The organism is Kitasatospora sp. NPDC052868, from assembly GCF_044547105.1.
In the GTDB taxonomy this organism is placed as follows: Bacteria; Actinomycetota; Actinomycetes; order Streptomycetales; family Streptomycetaceae; genus Kitasatospora.
Map to the genome: position 1 here is coordinate 212,679 of NZ_JBITZW010000013.1, position 14,127 is coordinate 226,805.

Here is a 14,127-nt window from a genome sequence, read left to right on the forward strand (position 1 = left end):
GGTCAGCCGGGAACCTCCACGTCCGAGAGCTTCAACGTCACCTGGTGGCCGGGCGAGTCGATCTGCGCCTCGAAGACAAGCTCCACGTCCACGCGGACGGACACCTTCGCCAGCTGCTGGTCCCAGGCGCGGTCGACGACGACCACCTCCAGGTCGGTCAGACGCGGATCCGTCTTGAACATGAACCCTTCCAGGACGGCCACCGCGTGAACCCGCAGCGATCCCAGGGTGAGGCCGTGCTCGTAGGTCTCCACGGGGTGCCACTCGACCGACCCGAGACTCGGGTCGACGTGCGACAGTGAGGCGTAGGACACGGACGACATCAGCGGCACGTGTTCGTGAACGGCGTCCAGCGTCCGCCCGCCCGCGGTCGACCCGCCCGAGAACCGTCCGCAGGTGCGGGCCACGGCATTGCGCAGCGCACTGTCGAGGGACTCTTCCGGTTCGGGCTCCGGTTCGACCACGATCACCCGCAGCAGAATCGTGCAGGAACGCCCTTCGGGGCCGTGGGAGGTGGTCACACCGACGTTCGGGTGGAGGTTGAACAACGAGCCGTTGGCGCGGCCCGAGCGGTCGAGCACGACCGCGACTCGAAGCGGATACCCCGGACCGGGGTTCGCCGCCCAGTCGGTTCGGCCCTGGCCGTGAATTGTCAGTGTGCGGACGTCGATCGGCACGCGGTGACCGGTCGTGGTGAGGTCGCAGTACCAGTCCCCGGCGGAGTCGGTACCGGGTGCGCGGTACAGCGAGACCGCGGGCGCGAGGAAGGCGGTCAGATCGTGTTCGACCTTCTCCGTGAGCTGCTGCCGGGAATGGCTGGACCGCTGCGCCGGGTAGCCGTCGGTGAAACTGATCAGCGCCAGCAGGAGCACGTGGAGCTCCTCGTGGGACACGCCCGGGTAGTGGTCGTCCAGGCAGTCGTCGACCACGCGGCACACCTCGTCGTAGACCGCCCGCACGTGCGGCGGGCGATGTCCGAGCGCCAAGGCGTTGCGCATCAGGACGGGAGCGGGCCGCTCGGAGGTCCAGGAGTGCGTGATCCTGGTGTCGAACGGGCGGTGCGCGAGGACGCCGGCGATGACCTCCAGATCGAGCAGCTCCGGTCCGCCGGGCAGGCCCGTCGAGGCCAGGCGGGTCAGGGAGTCGGAGATCGGGAGCGAGCGGCGGGCCGGGCGCTCATCCGGCGGGGCACCGAGGATGTGGAGGTTCGACTCCGGCGTACGGGACCGCAGGGCCGCCGCGGCCTCGGTGCCGGCGGAGCACGCATCGAGCAGCAGCACGAACCGCTTCGCCGGTAGGGCGTTGAACACCCTGGCCAGCCTGCGGAGCGGAACATGCTCGTTCCGGCGGGACGGGGACGAGGGCCCGGTCAGCAGCAGCTGGACGTCCTCGGCCAGCGGATCGCTCTCGGTGTGCCCGGCGAAGTACACCAGGACGGTGTCATCCGCCTGGCTGCACAGGTGCTCCAGCGCGTCGAGTACCTCGTGCCGGGTCGGGTCGAGCATGACCTGGCAGCGCTCGGCGGGGAGGTACCAGCTCGCCGGGGACGTGAGGAGGGATTGCATGTCCGTCACGGCCTGGTGGACACCGGGAAGGTCCGGCAGGGACATGTACCGGGACACCCCGATGACCAGTGCCGCGCTCCGGTCGGGGTCGGGAAGCTTCGGGCCGACCGGCTCCCCGCCGGCGGCCGCCGACCGTGCCCCGCGGCCGCCGTCCAGGACGGTCAGCAGCTCCTGCGAGGCCACCGCGAACGGTCGCAGCTCCGCCGGGAGGTCCTCGGTGTCCTCGACCGCGACCGCCGCCAGGGCCCGGCCGGGCCGGGGGCGGCGGGTGGCGATGTAGCGGGTCAGGGCGTCCTGGACGGTCCAGGCGTCGTGGCGGGTGAGCAGCGGCGCGAGGGCGGCGCGGGCGGCTCCGGTGAAGGTGAGCAGGGCCGGGCCGGCCTCCGGCGTCCGGATGTCGAGCAGGCCGCTGGTCATCAGCTCGGCGAGGTCGCTCACGCCGGCCTCCGGTACCGCCTCCTGCCGGATGAGCTGCAGCAGCGGGAGGCTGAGCCGGCTGAACGGGCTGCCCAGGGCGGCCAGCCGCTTGGCGGCGGGCGAGGCGGTGTGCAGGAAGGCCGCCGTGCGCCGGGAGTCGTCGGGCGGGGGCGCCGCGTGGGCGGCGAAGGGCGAGCTGAGGACGCCGGACTCGGGGACGAGGACGGCGTCGTGTCCGGCGGGCGCCCCGCGCATCACTCCGGCCGCCCAGCGGCGCAGCGAGTGCGGGGTGAGGGAGACGGTCGGCAGCGCCACCCAGCCCCGATCGTCGCCGAACAGGCCGCGCACCATCAGCGGGACGTCGAAGGAGAGTTCCGTGTTGTGGGCGGAGGGCGTGCGGTGGCGGACCCGGACGGCGGGCTGGTCGAGGGCGGTGGTGCCCCAGAGGCGGGCGGGCAGCGGGTTGAGCAGGACCACCGGGGTGGAGGCGCCCCAGCGGCGCAGCAGCTGCCACGGCTCGGGCCGCCGCCACCCGGGTGCGGCGCAGTCGGACAGGACGAGGACCAGGCGCCGGCCGCCGGGCGCGGTGACCCGCCCGCCTGCGACCGGCCGCCCGCGCGGGTCGGTGACGGCGGGCTCGGCTCCGACGGTCAGCCGCAGCGGCCGGATCCGGCGGAACGCGCCGAGGCCGGTGAGCAGGGCGGTGAACTCGGCGACGGTCTCCCGCCAGACCTCCATGGTCGGATGGGTGTCCACCAGGAGGACGACCTCGAACCACGGCTCCGGGGCGGGGCCGAGGACCGGTACGAGCTCGCCGCCGTTGGCGTACTCGCGCAGGGTCGCGTCGAGGTCCAGCGACCGCCGGGCGCCGCGCGGGTGGCGGCGCTTGAACGGGCGCAGGGCGCGGCCGAGTTCCAGGGCGTGCGGCAGCGACCGGCCGGCGGCCACCTCGACCGGGCGGCTGTCGGGGACCGACCCGGTGGGCCGCGGCAGGTCCTCGAACAGCGGCACACCGCGGTCGGCCTGCGCTGCGTCGCCCGCCTCGGGGACGGACCGGGGGTCGGCGTCCGCCCTGGAGGCCGGTCCCCGAGGCGGGCCGGCGGGCGCGGCGGCGGGCGGGCGGGCGCCCGGCGACTGCTCCGGGCCGTCCCCGGCCGCGACCGGCGCGGCGGCCAGCCACAGCGCGTCCGCCAGCGCGGTCGCGTCGGTGTCCGGGGGAAGGAGGCCGCTGAGGGCCGCGACGAGCGCCGCGACGCCGCCCTGCTCACGCACCGGAGAGGTCCCGCAGCATCAGTTCGAGCAGCCGCTCCCGCTGGGCGCCGGTCGGGGCCTGGTCGTCGGTCACCAGCCGGACGGCGTTCAGCAGCTGGTCCACCGCCAACTGCTCGCCCCGGCCGACCCGTTCGGCGAACGCGGTGATGATCTCGGCGGCCGGTCCCAGCGCGTCCACCGCGGCCCCGAGGTGGGACTCGACCGCCCGGCGCAGCGTCTCCCTGGTCGGGGTCGGCATGTCGTAGCGGATGCAGCGGCGCAGGAACGGCGCGGGGAAGTCCCGCTCGCCGTTGCTGGTCATCACGATGAAGGGGAAGGTCGTGCACTGGACCTTGCCGTGCCTCACCAGGTGGGTGGCACGGCCCTCCCACTCCCGGACCAGCGCCTCCTGCCGGGGGTGGCGGACCAGTTCGGGAATCTCGAAGCGCCCGCTCTCCAGGACGTCCAGCAGGTCGGCGGGCAGGTCGATGTCACTCTTGTCGATCTCGTCGACGAGTAGCGCCCTGGGGCGCTCCGCGGGCATCAGCGCCGTTCCCAGCGGGCCCAGTTGGAGGAACGGGGCGATGTCGGCGCGGCCGGAGCGCCGGGCGGCCCGGCCGCTGCGGCCGGACCGCGGACCGGAGGGGGGCTGCTGGACCCGCAGGGCGTGGATGTGGCCGAGCGCGTCGTACCGGCAGAGCGCCTCCGGCAGGGTGCTGCGGGAGGTGATGTGCCAGCGCAGCGGCTCGCCGAGCTTCAGCTCCGCCGCGACCTGCTCGATCACGGTGGACTTGCCGGTGCCGGTGTTCCCCGTGATCAGCAGCGGGCGGTGCAGGTACAGGGCGGCGTTGACGGCGTCGGCCAGCCCCTCGGGCGGCAGAAAGGCCCGGTGCGCCTCGCCGCGGGTGAAACTGCGCCACGGCGGCGGGGGAGCGAGGGTGACGTCGCGTGGCTCCCCGTCGCCGCGGTAGTAGGTGTTCCAGGACATCAGGTGCTCCTCGGGGCGGCGGGCGCGTGCTGGTCGTAGCGGGTGCAGAAGTCGAGCCAGTCGTGGTCGTGCCAGGCGGAGCGCAGGTCGGCCAGGCGGGTGAGGTGGCCGTCCGTCACCGGGTCCCGGTCGCTGCGGCCGTGCCAGCGGCGGCGGTAGGCGTCGCCGAGCCCCTCGGGCAGGCTCTCCCACAGGTGGGTGAGACAGGCCCGTCCCTCCTCGGCGAGGTCCGTGCCGTGGTCGGCGTCCGCGCACGGCCAGAACAGGATCGGGGTGTAGGGCAGGAAGGCGGTGACCAGGTCCTGGAGCTGGGGCGGGCGGTGGCCGATCCCGACCGCCCGCTGGTAGGCCCCGGAGAGCAGCGCCTCGGCCAGCTGCTCCGCCCCGGAGCCGGCGGGGTCCACCCAGTCCACGGGCGCGCACTGGTCGAGCGGCTGCTGTTCCATCTTCTCCAGCAGCGCGCGGGCGTGTTCGTTCATGCCGCGCAGCCGGGCCGGTACGACGAGCCGGCCCGCCCAGCGGAGCGTCACCGTGGCGTTGACACCGAGCCGCAGGATCCCGACCCTGGTCCGCTCCGGGTGCCAGTCCAGCAGGACGGGGGCCGCCGCCACGATGTCGACGTGCCGGACCAGGGAGCCGGGCGGCAGCAGGTGCTCCGCCCAGTCGACGACCTCGGGCAGCGCCTGCTCGACGCCGCTCTGGTCGGGCCGGCACGGGAAGTGGCGGTGGTGCAGGCAGTCCGGGCCGTCCCGCAGACAGGCGGACAGCGAGTCGGGCCAGTCGACCTGGGCCGCGTGCAGGCTGACCACCAGCCGCAGGGCGCGCTCCCGCCGCTGCCGCCGGTACGTCTCGCGGACGGTGTTGAGGCCGATCGGGTCGCCCGTGTCGCGTGCCCAGCGCTGGACCCGGGCGTCCGACAGGTCGTAGTGGCAGGCCTCCGCCATCGCGACCACGTACCAGGCCAGGGCGAGGTGCGGTGAGCTGTCGGAGGCGCTCGGCGCGCGCAGGGCGGCGTGCTCCAGCAGGTGCTGCAGCAGCGGGCGGCCGGTCAGCGAGCCGGGCGGCCGGACCGGCGGGGTGCCGCCGGCGGCCCACTGGCGGTTGAACTCGGCGGCCAGGCGGCGCAGCAGCGGGGTGGTCAGGGCCGGGCCGGCCAGTTCGACCAGGAGGCCGCCGGTGTCCATCGCGGCGACCACGCCGTCGGCCACCTCGCCGGCCCAGCGGGCGGCCGGCGGTGCGCTCGGGCCGCGGCCCTGCGCGGAGAGGCCGAGCAGCGCCTGCCTGGTCCAGCCGCCGGGCGCGGGCGGGCCGTCGGGTGTGGTCGGGCCGTCGGTCGGGTCGGCGGGCCGGGCGCGCAGGGCCCTGGCGAGGTACTCGGCGCCGATCGAGCCGATGGCGGCCGAGGGTTTCCAGGCGTGGCGCCGGCGGTTCAGCGCCAGCCAGAGCGGACCGTCGGCGTCGGCATCGCCGTCGTACCCGACGGCGTGGACGTCCTGGTCGGTCAGCTCCGGTGCGATCTTCAGCTTCAGGGCACCGGGGAGGAGGTAGTCGCCCTCGCCCGGCAGCCCGTCGTCGAGCAGCGTGGTCAGCGCACGGCTGAAGTCGAGCCGGAACGCCTCCTGTTGGACGCCGCTGGCCAGCAGGGCCGCCAGGCGCTTCCGCCCGTTCCGGAAGCCGCCGGCCAGGGCGGCGGTGCCGGGCACCCCGGTCGCGGCATGGCAGGTGTCGACCAGCGCGATGACGCCGGCCACACCGGGGTGGTCGGTGGCCCGGTCGAGCAGCGCGGCCACGTCGATCGACCCGTCGGCCGCGTCGGGGAGGCTGTCGGCGGCCATGTACCAGAGCGGCCCGCCGCTCGCCGGGGTCTGGCCGTGGCCGAGGAGGGCCAGGACGAGCGTAGCGCCGGCCTCCCCGGCCGCGCGGACGGCGGCCAGGACGGCGTCCTCGGCCTCGCGCCAGGTGACCGTGCCCGACCGCAGGTGTGCGGGGTCGGCCACCGGGCTGGGCTCGCAGCCGCCGACACCGGGGTCGGTGAGCACGTCGAACAGCCGGTCGGCCACCGTCTCCAGGCCGTCCAGGTCCGGCATCGCCGCGCACTGGGTCGCTATCAGGAGGAGGTGGCGGGTCGGTGGCTGCCAGGCATCGCTCATGGCCGCGCGGCGGTCAGGGCCGCCAGGGCCGCCATCACCGGCCTCGCGACCTCCTTGCGCCGCAGGTAGGTGGCGGCGTTGTGGGACCAGAGCGTGGCCGAGTCCAGCCGGTGCGGGGTCGGCCGGATCCCGGCGGAGTTCGGCGAGACGGCGTCGGCCAGCCTGCGCTTCGGCACCACGACGTCGTCGCCGTCCCGGAAGTCCGCCCAGGCGGTGACGGACTCCGGGGTGGCCGGCGGGCGCGGCCGCAGCAGAGGCCAGACCACGCCGCGGGTGGTGATCGGCGAGCCGACGGTCACGAACAGCTCCACCGGCCCGGGGTGTTCGGCCAGCGACTCCAGGGCGACCACGGTGCCCAGCGAGTGCGCCAGCACGATCGCGGGCCGCTCCGGGTCGAGGCAGTCGAGGACCCGCGCGCGGATCCGCTGGTCGAGGGTGCGCCCGGCGGCGTCCGGCTCGGCCCGCCGCAGGTAGCGGCCCGGCTGGGAGAGGATCCCGAGCAGCTCGACGCGGCTGAGCCGACGGGCGCCCCAGCTCAGCCCGGGGACGGCGGCGACGGCGGCCAGCATCCGGTTCAGGTGCCGTACCGCGTTCATCGCGCCCTGCGCCTGCTCGCCCGGCCGCAGTTGGGCGCGCACCCGGTCGAGTCCCCGGTTGCCGCGGTGCTCGGGCAGGGCCGCCAGTTCGTCGAGGAGCTCGGCCAGCAGGTCGAGCGTGAGCTGCGCCTGCTGCTCGTCCAACTCACCTGTTCCGCTCGCGCCCTGGGCCTGGCCCGTGGTGAAGAGGTCGCCGTAGTAGGCGAAGGAGGAGTCGGCGGACCAGTCCATGGTGAGCGCGGAGATCTCCGAGGCGAATCCGGCGGCCCGGGCCCCGTGCGCCAACGCCTGTTTCCACTCGGCGAGTTCCTGCCGAGGCTCGCGCGGGCCGCCGATGCCGTGCACGAAGACCAGCTGCGGCTTCACCCGGTCGGTCGCCATCGTTCCATCCCCCGCCCCCGCCGAACGTGCTCTCCCACCCGCCCGCCGCACCGGGGCCGAGGCCGTTCCGGTCGGGTCGAATGCGGGACAGAACAGTACCAACACCGACCCGGGGGAGGTGACCTGATCGATCGAAGGCGAAAGGGGGTTCGAGGTCAGTCCCCGCGGAGGCGGGTGAAGGTCGCCGTCGGCGGGCGGCCGCTGAGGGTGACCTCGGCGCGCAGCGGGGCGGTCAACGGGCGGAGGGTGCCGTGGTCGGGGTCGCGGACGGGCGGGGCGAGCAGGCCGGCCGCCGCCTCGGCGACCTGGCGGGCCTGCAGCGGCGTCAGCCGGGGGGAGGAGAGCAGGACCCGGCCGTCGTCGAGCTCCAGCACCAGGGCTTGGGGGCGGGCCGAAGTGCCGGTGAGGGCGCGGACGGTGGCGTCGACGGTGTCGCTGCGGCGGTACTTCACCCAGACCCGCCCGGCCCCCCGGGCCCGGTAGGCGGAGCCGGCGGCCTTGCAGACCAGGCCCTCGACGCCGGTGTCCGCCAATTGCTCCATCCAGGTCAGCGCCTCCGCCCGGTCGGTGGTGGCCAGCACGGGCTGGATCGGCGGGGGGACGTCGGCGAGCGCGGCGAGCAGCAGCCGCCGGCGGTCGGTGAGCGGGAGGCGGCGGACGTCGCGGCCGCCCGGCAGGGCCAGGACGTCGAAGGCGATCAGCCCGAGTGCCACGTCCTCGGAGGCCCGGGCCTGGCGGGTGCGCAGCAGCTCCTCGAAGGCGAACCGCCCGCCGCGCCAGGCGACCAGCTCCGCGTCCAGGACCAACCCGGCGGGCAGTCGGGCGACGGCGGCGGCGATCGACGGGAACTCGGGTGCGAGATCCCGTCCGGACCGGGACTGGAGGTACGGGGGGTGCTCCCCGCGTGCGAAGGCCAGGCAGCGGAAGCCGTCCAGCTTCAGTTCGTACTGGACGCCCGCCCCGCCCAGCCCGTCCGCCGGGGGGACGGCCGGGACGGCGGCGGGGCGCATCACCTCCACGGGTGGCGCCAGCGGCGCAGCGGCGGGCTTTGCGGTGACGGAGGGTACGGAGGGTTGTGCGGTCACGGCGCTCGGCGCTGCCGGCAGCGGGCGGGCGCGGGCCGGGTCCAGCAGCGGCGCGAGCAGGTCGCCCTGCTCCGCCAGCCGACCCGGCACCTCGGCGATGGTGAACACCAGGTCCTCCGCCGACTCCGCCGCCGCCAGCTCCGCCCAGGACACCGGCGTGGAGACGGTCGGACGCGCCCGGGCCCGGACGGTGTACGGCGCGGCGGTGGTCTTCTTGGCGGCGTTCTGCGACCAGTCCACCAGCACCCGCCCGGTGCGCCGGGCCTTCGCCATGGTGTGCACGACCAGCTCCGGGTGCTCCGCCTCCAGCGCGGCCGCCAGCGCCTTCGCGTAGGCGGAGACCCGCGCACTCGGTGTCGGCTCCAGCGGCGCCAGCAGGTGCAGGCCCTTGGAGCCCGAGGTCTTCACCCAGGCCTCCAGTCCGTCCGCCGCCAGGCGCTCCCGCAGCAGCCCGGCCACCGTGCGGCAGGTGAGCACGGACGCCCCCTCGCCGGGATCGAGGTCCAGCACCAACCGGTCGGCGCGGCCGGGCGCGGCGGCGTGCCACTGCGGCACGTGCAGTTCGAGGCAGCCCAGATTGGCCGCCCAGAGCAGCGCGGCGCCGTCGTCGAGCACCACCTGGCGGAGCTCGCCGCTGTTGCTCGGCACCTCGACCGTGCGCACCCAGCGCGGTGTCCCGGCGGGCGGGTTCTTGGCGATGAACATCTCGCCCTCGACCCCCTCCGGGCAGCGCAGGAAGGAGACCGGGCGGTCGGCCAGGTGGGGCAGCAGCGCGGTGTGGACGGCGGCGTAGTAGCGCAGCACCTCGCCCTTGAGCGTGCCGGTCTGCGGGAAGTACACCTTGTCGAGGTGCGACAGGGCGAGGGTGCGCCCGTCCACGAGCATCTGCGGCATAGCGGCCTCCCGTGGACCAGTCTGCCCGGGCCTCGGCCGCGGGGCGCGCCCGGCGGGAACCGCCGACCGGGCCCCGGTGCGAGTAGGGCCCGGCCCGTCCGGATCAGCCCGGCCGGGCAGCGCCGCGGGACGGCCCCGGGGCCGCCGGGGGCTTAGGGGCCGCCGGACGGGCCACCAGGGCGTGGGCGTCCGCCACCAGGTCCTCCACCCGCGCCCAGTCGACCGGCTCCGCATCAAGGCGGACCCCGATCCAGCCCCGGTGGCCGACGTACGGCGGGCGGAAGAACAGCCCGGGCTCCTGCGCCGCCAGGAACTCCTGGGCGCCGGCCGCCGCCGGGCACCAGAACGCCAGGCGGTCGTCGTGGTGGTGGTCGGCGAGCATCACGAAGACCCGGGCGCGCGTGCCGGTGCCCGCGAACCAGGTCGGCTCGCCGTGGCTGACCCGCTCGGACACCTCCGGGAGCGCCAGGCAGATCGCCCGCAGCCGCTCCACCGGGTCGGCCGCGGCGGCCGGGTCGGTGGCGCCGGCCGGGTCCGCGCCGTGGGCCGCGCGGGCCATGGCGGCCTCAGCCCGCCGCGGGGCGCGGGGCGCCCCGGTAGGTGCCGAAGTACCAGCGGTTGCCCTCCGGGTCCGCGGCGGCGAAGTCCCGCGACCCGTAGTCGGTCACCTGGAGGTCGGAGGTGATCCGTGCCCCGGCGGCGACGGCGCGGGCGTGCACCGCGTCCGGGTCCGCCGTGACCACGTAGGCGGTGAAGCCGCCCGGTCGCCCCGGCCACGGTTCGGCGCCCGCCGGATCCTCGCGGTCGGAGCCCAGCATCACGCCCCCGCCCTCGGGCCAGGCCAGCTCGGCGTGGGCGACGAACTCGCCCTCGCCGTAGGCGACGACCTCGGTGAAGCCGAAGGCGTCCACCAGGAACCGGATCAGGGCCCGGGCATCACGCGCCCGCAGGCTGGGCCACACCTGCGGAGCCGGCGCGGCGCCGGAGCCGGTGTCCGCGGTGGAATCCGTGCCGGAATCCGCGCTGCTGTCCGGGGCGGAGCGGGGAGTTGAGTTCGGTGCAGTGGCCATCGGAGCCGGCCTCCTCGAAGCGGGTGCACGCCCGGCCCTACCGCCGGAGCGCGTCACTGTTCCCACTCTGGCGCCGCCTGGCCCGCCCCGCCTTGGACGTTTCGGAACTTCGCGGTGTCCGGGCCCTCCGCGGCCAGCCACGCCGTCGGCGCACACCCCGCCAGCGCGCGGAACTCGCGTGCCAGGTGCGCCTGGTCGAAGTAGCCGCAGCGCACGGCCAGTTCCGCGAGGCGGGGCGGCGGCAGCGGCCCGGCGAGCAGGTGCCGGGCCCGGTCGAAGCGGATCACCCTGGCCGCGGCCTTCGGGGTGAGCCCGGTCTCGCGCCGGAAGCGCTCCTGGAGGTGGCGGGCGCTCCACCCGGTCTCCCGGGCCAGCTCCGCGACCGACAGCGCCCCGCCGCTGCGCCGCAACGCCTGCCACGCCCAGAGCACCTCGGCGGGCACCCGACCGGACGGGCGGGCGGCGCGCAGCAGCGCGCCGTCCAGCGCGGCGAACCGCTCGGGCCAGTCGGCGGCGCTCCGCAGCGCGTGCTGCAGCCGTTCGCCGACCGGTCCGAGGACGTCCCCGGCCGGCAGGTCGATCCCGGCCAGCTCGCCGGCGGGTACCCCGAACAGCGCCCGCGCGGCCAGCGGGTGCACGGCGACCTGGACGCCCGACTGCCGGCCGTCGTGGGTGATCAGGGCGGGGGCGGTGTGCAGGCCGCCGAGGAGGGTGTCGTAGCGGTCCGGCGGCTGGGCCGGGTCCGGGTGCCCGGCCACGACGAGGGGCTCGTCGAGCGTGACGATGAAGGTCAGGTACGGCGACGGCAGGCCGCGGTGGACGGCGGGGGCGATCCCGCGCTGGCGGTAGCCGGAGTACCAGGCGACGTAGGGGCGCAGGGCGGTCGCCGGCCGGGCCCGTACCGCCTCGTCGACGACGCCGGCCAGGTTCGCGGCGGTGCTTCGGGGATCCGCAGTCACGCCCCCAGTATCGGCCGGACGCGGGCCCGCTGTCGGCCGGGCGCGGGCCGGTCGCGGACGGGGGCCGGCCGCCGGGCTCGCGGGCGGCCACCGCGTTGCTTATGGTGATCGCACAGTTACGGCAAGAAGTCGGGGGAGACCCGAGGAGGAGTCCCAGTGACCACTGCCCGAGACATCATGCACACCGGTGCCCAGTGCATCCGCGCCGACCAGAGCCTCGCCGAGGCCGCCAGGATGATGGCGGCGATGAACGTCGGCGCCCTGCCGATCTGCGGCGACGACCAGAAGCTCAAGGGCATCATCACGGACCGCGACATCGTGGTCCGATGTATCGCGGAGGGCAAGGACCCGGCGCAGATGAAGGCCATGGAGCTGGCCGGGCACCTGCACTGCGTGCGCGCCGAGGACGGCATGGACGCGGTGCTGAAGAAGATGGAGCAGCACCAGATCCGCCGGATCCCGGTGATCGAGGGCGAGAAGCTGGTCGGCATGATCAGCGAGGCGGACCTGGCGATGGGCCACCGCGACGGTCAGCGGCTCACCGACCAGCAGATCATCGAGTTCATGGACAGCGTCTACATGATGCGGTGACCGATGGCCGGTCCCGGGGCCCTCGTGCGGCACGCTGCCGCGCGAGGGCCCCGGTGCGCCGGCCGCCGGACCGCCCCCCGGCCGGTCGGTCGGCCCTACCGTCTCGTATGCTGAAAACCGCGTTCTTGGCATTCGAGACTGGGGAAGAATTCCGGTCATGGGAAAGACTTACGAACGAATCGACGGCCGACTGCGGAAGTTCATCGAGAGTCAGCCCGTCTACTTTGTGGCCACCGCACCGCTTGCCGCCGACGGGCACGTCAACGTCTCGCCCAAGGGGCGGTCCGGCACCTTCACCGTGATCGACGAACTCACCGTCGCCTACCTGGACTTCGGGGGCTCGACCGCCGAGACCATCGCCCATCTGCGGGAGAACGGCCGGATCACCCTGATGTGGTGCGCCTTCGACGGCCCGCCCACCGTGGTCCGGGTGCACGGGCGCGGCGAACCGGTGTTCCGGGACGACCCGCGATTCGCCGGGCTCCTGTGTCGCTTCGAGCCGGGCGCCGACGGCTCCGCGCTGCGGGCCATCGTCCTGGTGAAGGCGGACCGGGTCAGCGACTCCTGTGGTTTCGCGGTGCCGTTCATGGACTACCGCGCCGACCGCGCCCTGCACGAGGAGTACTTCGACCGCAAGACGGACGAGGAGTTCGGTACCTACTGCGAGGGCAAGGAGCACGTCGCCACCAGCATCGACGGCCTGCCCGCCCTCCCGCTCCCGCTGCCGCCCCGGCCCGCCTGACGCCCTGAACGCGCGTGTGAGGCTGGCGCACATTCAGAAATGACGAACCGTCAGGACGGCCGTGCGCGGTAGAGGTCGCGGAGCAGGGCTATCTCGGCGCCGTGGTGGAGGAGCTCCTGGTTGACCCACCAGACGATGTCGAGGAACGGGTTCTCCGAGTCGCTGCCGTACGGGTAGGTGCTGAGGCCGACGGTGTCGAGCGCCGCGTCGTCGGCCGCCAGCAGCGCCTCGCGCCAGGCCTCGGCGGCGGCGTCGAAGGCCGCGATCGCCGAGGCGGCGTCCCCGGTGGCGGGGTAGTCGTCGCGGGTCAGCTTGCGGTCGCCGACGGTGTACTCCGCGCGGAGCGCCAGCTGTTCACCGAGGTGGCTGAGGCGCCAGGCGATGGTGGTGAGCGGTGCCGGCTCCGGGTGCGGCGGGGGAGTGGCATCGCGCCCCCAGTCGCCCGCGCCGACCAGGAGGGTGGCCTGCGGGCCCGGCCCGTCGGCGCGTCGGCGGACCGACCAGCAGCCCGGCACGGGCTCCCACAGGTACTCGTCGTCCGTCATCGCGCCGACCGCGACATCCATGCCGTTCCCGCTGTTCACGACCGGGCCGGTGAGGCGGTCGGTGAGCCTCTTGCGGGCGAAGTCGTACTGCTCCAACAGCGGAACCAGGCGTGGCACTGTCGTCATCGAATGCTCCCGGGTGATGGTCGGTCGGGTGGATCTTCGTGGGCACCCTGCCACAGCGGGGAGCCCGGGTGCGAAGGGTTTTCCGCCGCTGCGCAGACGCGGATCCACCCCGCGGCAGCGGTTCGCCCAACGGTCAGGAGGCCGGGACGAATTGGCGCCGGTACCGCACACCCGGCCGCCCGACCAGGGTGATGCTCTCGACCACCGTGAACCCGTTGCGTTCGAGCACCGCCCTGGACGCCGGATTGTCGAGGGTGGTGACCGCGACGAGTGAGCGGAGCGCGTACTCGGCCACCGCGAGCCGGCAGGCCTCCCCGACCGCGGCCGTGGCGACCCCGCGGCCCGCGGCGCTTTCGCCGATCCGGTAGCCGAGTTCGGCGGAGCCGGCGCTGACATCCACCAGGTTGACGCGCCCGATCAGCTCTCCCCGGTCGTCGACGACGACGTGGAAGTGGCATGCCCCGGTGTCCTGTTCGGCGAGCAGGTCGCGGTGGCGGGAGGCGAAGCCGGTGAAGTAGTCGTCCCCCCGGTCGGGTACGGACCGCGCGAAGTACGCCCGGTTCTCCTGCTCGAAGGCGAGCAGGGCGGGTGCGTGGTCGCTCCGGAGTCGCTCCAGTATCAACATGTCGATCAGCATAGGGAACGGCAACGGCGCCTGGTCGGTCCCGGATGTGCCGCGACGCCGCTGCTCCCTGCCCGGTGTTCGGGTGGGTGCAGCGGCGTTGTCGTGTGGCGTGTGGTGGTGCCGGGGTGTTACTTGGTGAGGC

At 74.8% G+C, this 14,127-nt stretch carries 12 protein-coding genes and 1 pseudogene; 2 read left to right on the forward strand and 11 right to left on the reverse strand.

Features of this window, described 5'->3' with window-relative positions:
* Positions 1–2: 2 nt before the first annotated feature.
* From ACIGZJ_RS23280 to ACIGZJ_RS23320, 9 genes and pseudogenes are all read right to left on the reverse strand, one after another.
* On the reverse strand, positions 3–3,254 hold the full coding sequence (locus tag ACIGZJ_RS23280) for an SAV_2336 N-terminal domain-related protein (protein ID WP_396459011.1): 3,252 nt from the start codon (positions 3,252–3,254) through the stop codon (positions 3–5).
* A complete protein-coding gene (locus ACIGZJ_RS23285) occupies positions 3,247–4,221 on the reverse strand; it encodes an AAA family ATPase (RefSeq protein WP_396459012.1) in 975 nt (324 codons plus the stop codon). Before ACIGZJ_RS23285 ends, ACIGZJ_RS23280 begins: the two co-directional genes overlap by 8 nt.
* Positions 4,221–6,371 carry a hypothetical protein gene (locus tag ACIGZJ_RS23290; RefSeq protein WP_396459013.1) on the reverse strand — a complete coding sequence of 717 codons (2,151 nt, stop codon included), beginning with the start codon at positions 6,369–6,371 and terminating at the stop codon, positions 4,221–4,223. The genes ACIGZJ_RS23285 and ACIGZJ_RS23290 overlap by 1 nt, the downstream gene beginning before the upstream one ends.
* The gene (locus ACIGZJ_RS23295; protein ID WP_396459014.1) at positions 6,368–7,348 is read right to left on the reverse strand and encodes an alpha/beta hydrolase; all 981 of its coding nucleotides are present in this window, start codon (positions 7,346–7,348) and stop codon (positions 6,368–6,370) included. Before ACIGZJ_RS23295 ends, ACIGZJ_RS23290 begins: the two co-directional genes overlap by 4 nt.
* A gap of 155 nt (positions 7,349–7,503) precedes the next feature.
* Positions 7,504–8,358, reverse strand: a complete 855-nt coding sequence (locus tag ACIGZJ_RS23300) for a DNA ligase (protein ID WP_396459032.1) — start codon at positions 8,356–8,358, stop codon at positions 7,504–7,506.
* 90 nt (positions 8,359–8,448) lie between these two features.
* Positions 8,449–9,327: pseudogene (gene ligD / locus ACIGZJ_RS23305) on the reverse strand (non-homologous end-joining DNA ligase); the annotation flags it as partial.
* Positions 9,328–9,430: 103 nt separating this feature from the next.
* Positions 9,431–9,886: an MmcQ/YjbR family DNA-binding protein gene (locus tag ACIGZJ_RS23310; protein ID WP_396459015.1), complete on the reverse strand. Its 456-nt coding sequence runs from the start codon at positions 9,884–9,886 to the stop codon at positions 9,431–9,433.
* Positions 9,887–9,893: 7 nt separating this feature from the next.
* Positions 9,894–10,397, reverse strand: coding sequence for a VOC family protein (locus ACIGZJ_RS23315; RefSeq protein ID WP_396459016.1), 504 nt, complete (start codon positions 10,395–10,397; stop codon positions 9,894–9,896).
* A gap of 53 nt (positions 10,398–10,450) precedes the next feature.
* Complete coding sequence (locus ACIGZJ_RS23320; protein WP_396459017.1) at positions 10,451–11,356, reverse strand: helix-turn-helix domain-containing protein; 906 nt, start codon at positions 11,354–11,356, stop codon at positions 10,451–10,453.
* A 156-nt stretch (positions 11,357–11,512) separates the two neighbouring features.
* Here ACIGZJ_RS23320 and ACIGZJ_RS23325 point away from each other — a divergent pair, with 156 nt between their 5' ends.
* Positions 11,513–11,947 (forward strand): CBS domain-containing protein, encoded by a 435-nt coding sequence (locus tag ACIGZJ_RS23325; protein ID WP_396459018.1) that lies wholly within the window; start codon positions 11,513–11,515, stop codon positions 11,945–11,947.
* 157 nt (positions 11,948–12,104) lie between these two features.
* Positions 12,105–12,689: a pyridoxamine 5'-phosphate oxidase family protein gene (locus ACIGZJ_RS23330; protein WP_396459019.1), complete on the forward strand. Its 585-nt coding sequence runs from the start codon at positions 12,105–12,107 to the stop codon at positions 12,687–12,689.
* A gap of 50 nt (positions 12,690–12,739) precedes the next feature.
* Here the strand turns inward: ACIGZJ_RS23330 and ACIGZJ_RS23335 are convergent, their stop codons facing one another.
* Together ACIGZJ_RS23335 and ACIGZJ_RS23340 are read right to left on the reverse strand one after the other, a co-directional pair.
* On the reverse strand, positions 12,740–13,360 hold the full coding sequence (locus tag ACIGZJ_RS23335) for a DinB family protein (RefSeq protein WP_396459020.1): 621 nt from the start codon (positions 13,358–13,360) through the stop codon (positions 12,740–12,742).
* 133 nt (positions 13,361–13,493) lie between these two features.
* The gene (locus tag ACIGZJ_RS23340) at positions 13,494–13,985 is read right to left on the reverse strand and encodes a GNAT family N-acetyltransferase (RefSeq protein ID WP_396459021.1); all 492 of its coding nucleotides are present in this window, start codon (positions 13,983–13,985) and stop codon (positions 13,494–13,496) included.
* Between the last annotated feature and the right edge of the window lie 142 nt (positions 13,986–14,127).

Coding starts and splice junctions, on each gene's coding strand:
- ACIGZJ_RS23285 (WP_396459012.1), bottom strand. CDS start 4,221: ATGTCCTGGAACACCTACTACCGCGGCGACGGGGAGCCACGCGACGTC.
- ACIGZJ_RS23290 (WP_396459013.1), bottom strand. CDS start 6,371: ATGAGCGATGCCTGGCAGCCACCGACCCGCCACCTCCTCCTGATAGCG.
- ACIGZJ_RS23295 (WP_396459014.1), bottom strand. CDS start 7,348: ATGGCGACCGACCGGGTGAAGCCGCAGCTGGTCTTCGTGCACGGCATC.
- ACIGZJ_RS23300 (WP_396459032.1), bottom strand. CDS start 8,358: ATGCGCCCCGCCGCCGTCCCGGCCGTCCCCCCGGCGGACGGGCTGGGC.
- ACIGZJ_RS23310 (WP_396459015.1), bottom strand. CDS start 9,886: ATGGCCCGCGCGGCCCACGGCGCGGACCCGGCCGGCGCCACCGACCCG.
- ACIGZJ_RS23315 (WP_396459016.1), bottom strand. CDS start 10,397: ATGGCCACTGCACCGAACTCAACTCCCCGCTCCGCCCCGGACAGCAGC.
- ACIGZJ_RS23330 (WP_396459019.1), top strand. CDS start 12,105: ATGGGAAAGACTTACGAACGAATCGACGGCCGACTGCGGAAGTTCATC.
- ACIGZJ_RS23335 (WP_396459020.1), bottom strand. CDS start 13,360: ATGACGACAGTGCCACGCCTGGTTCCGCTGTTGGAGCAGTACGACTTC.
- ACIGZJ_RS23340 (WP_396459021.1), bottom strand. CDS start 13,985: ATGTTGATACTGGAGCGACTCCGGAGCGACCACGCACCCGCCCTGCTC.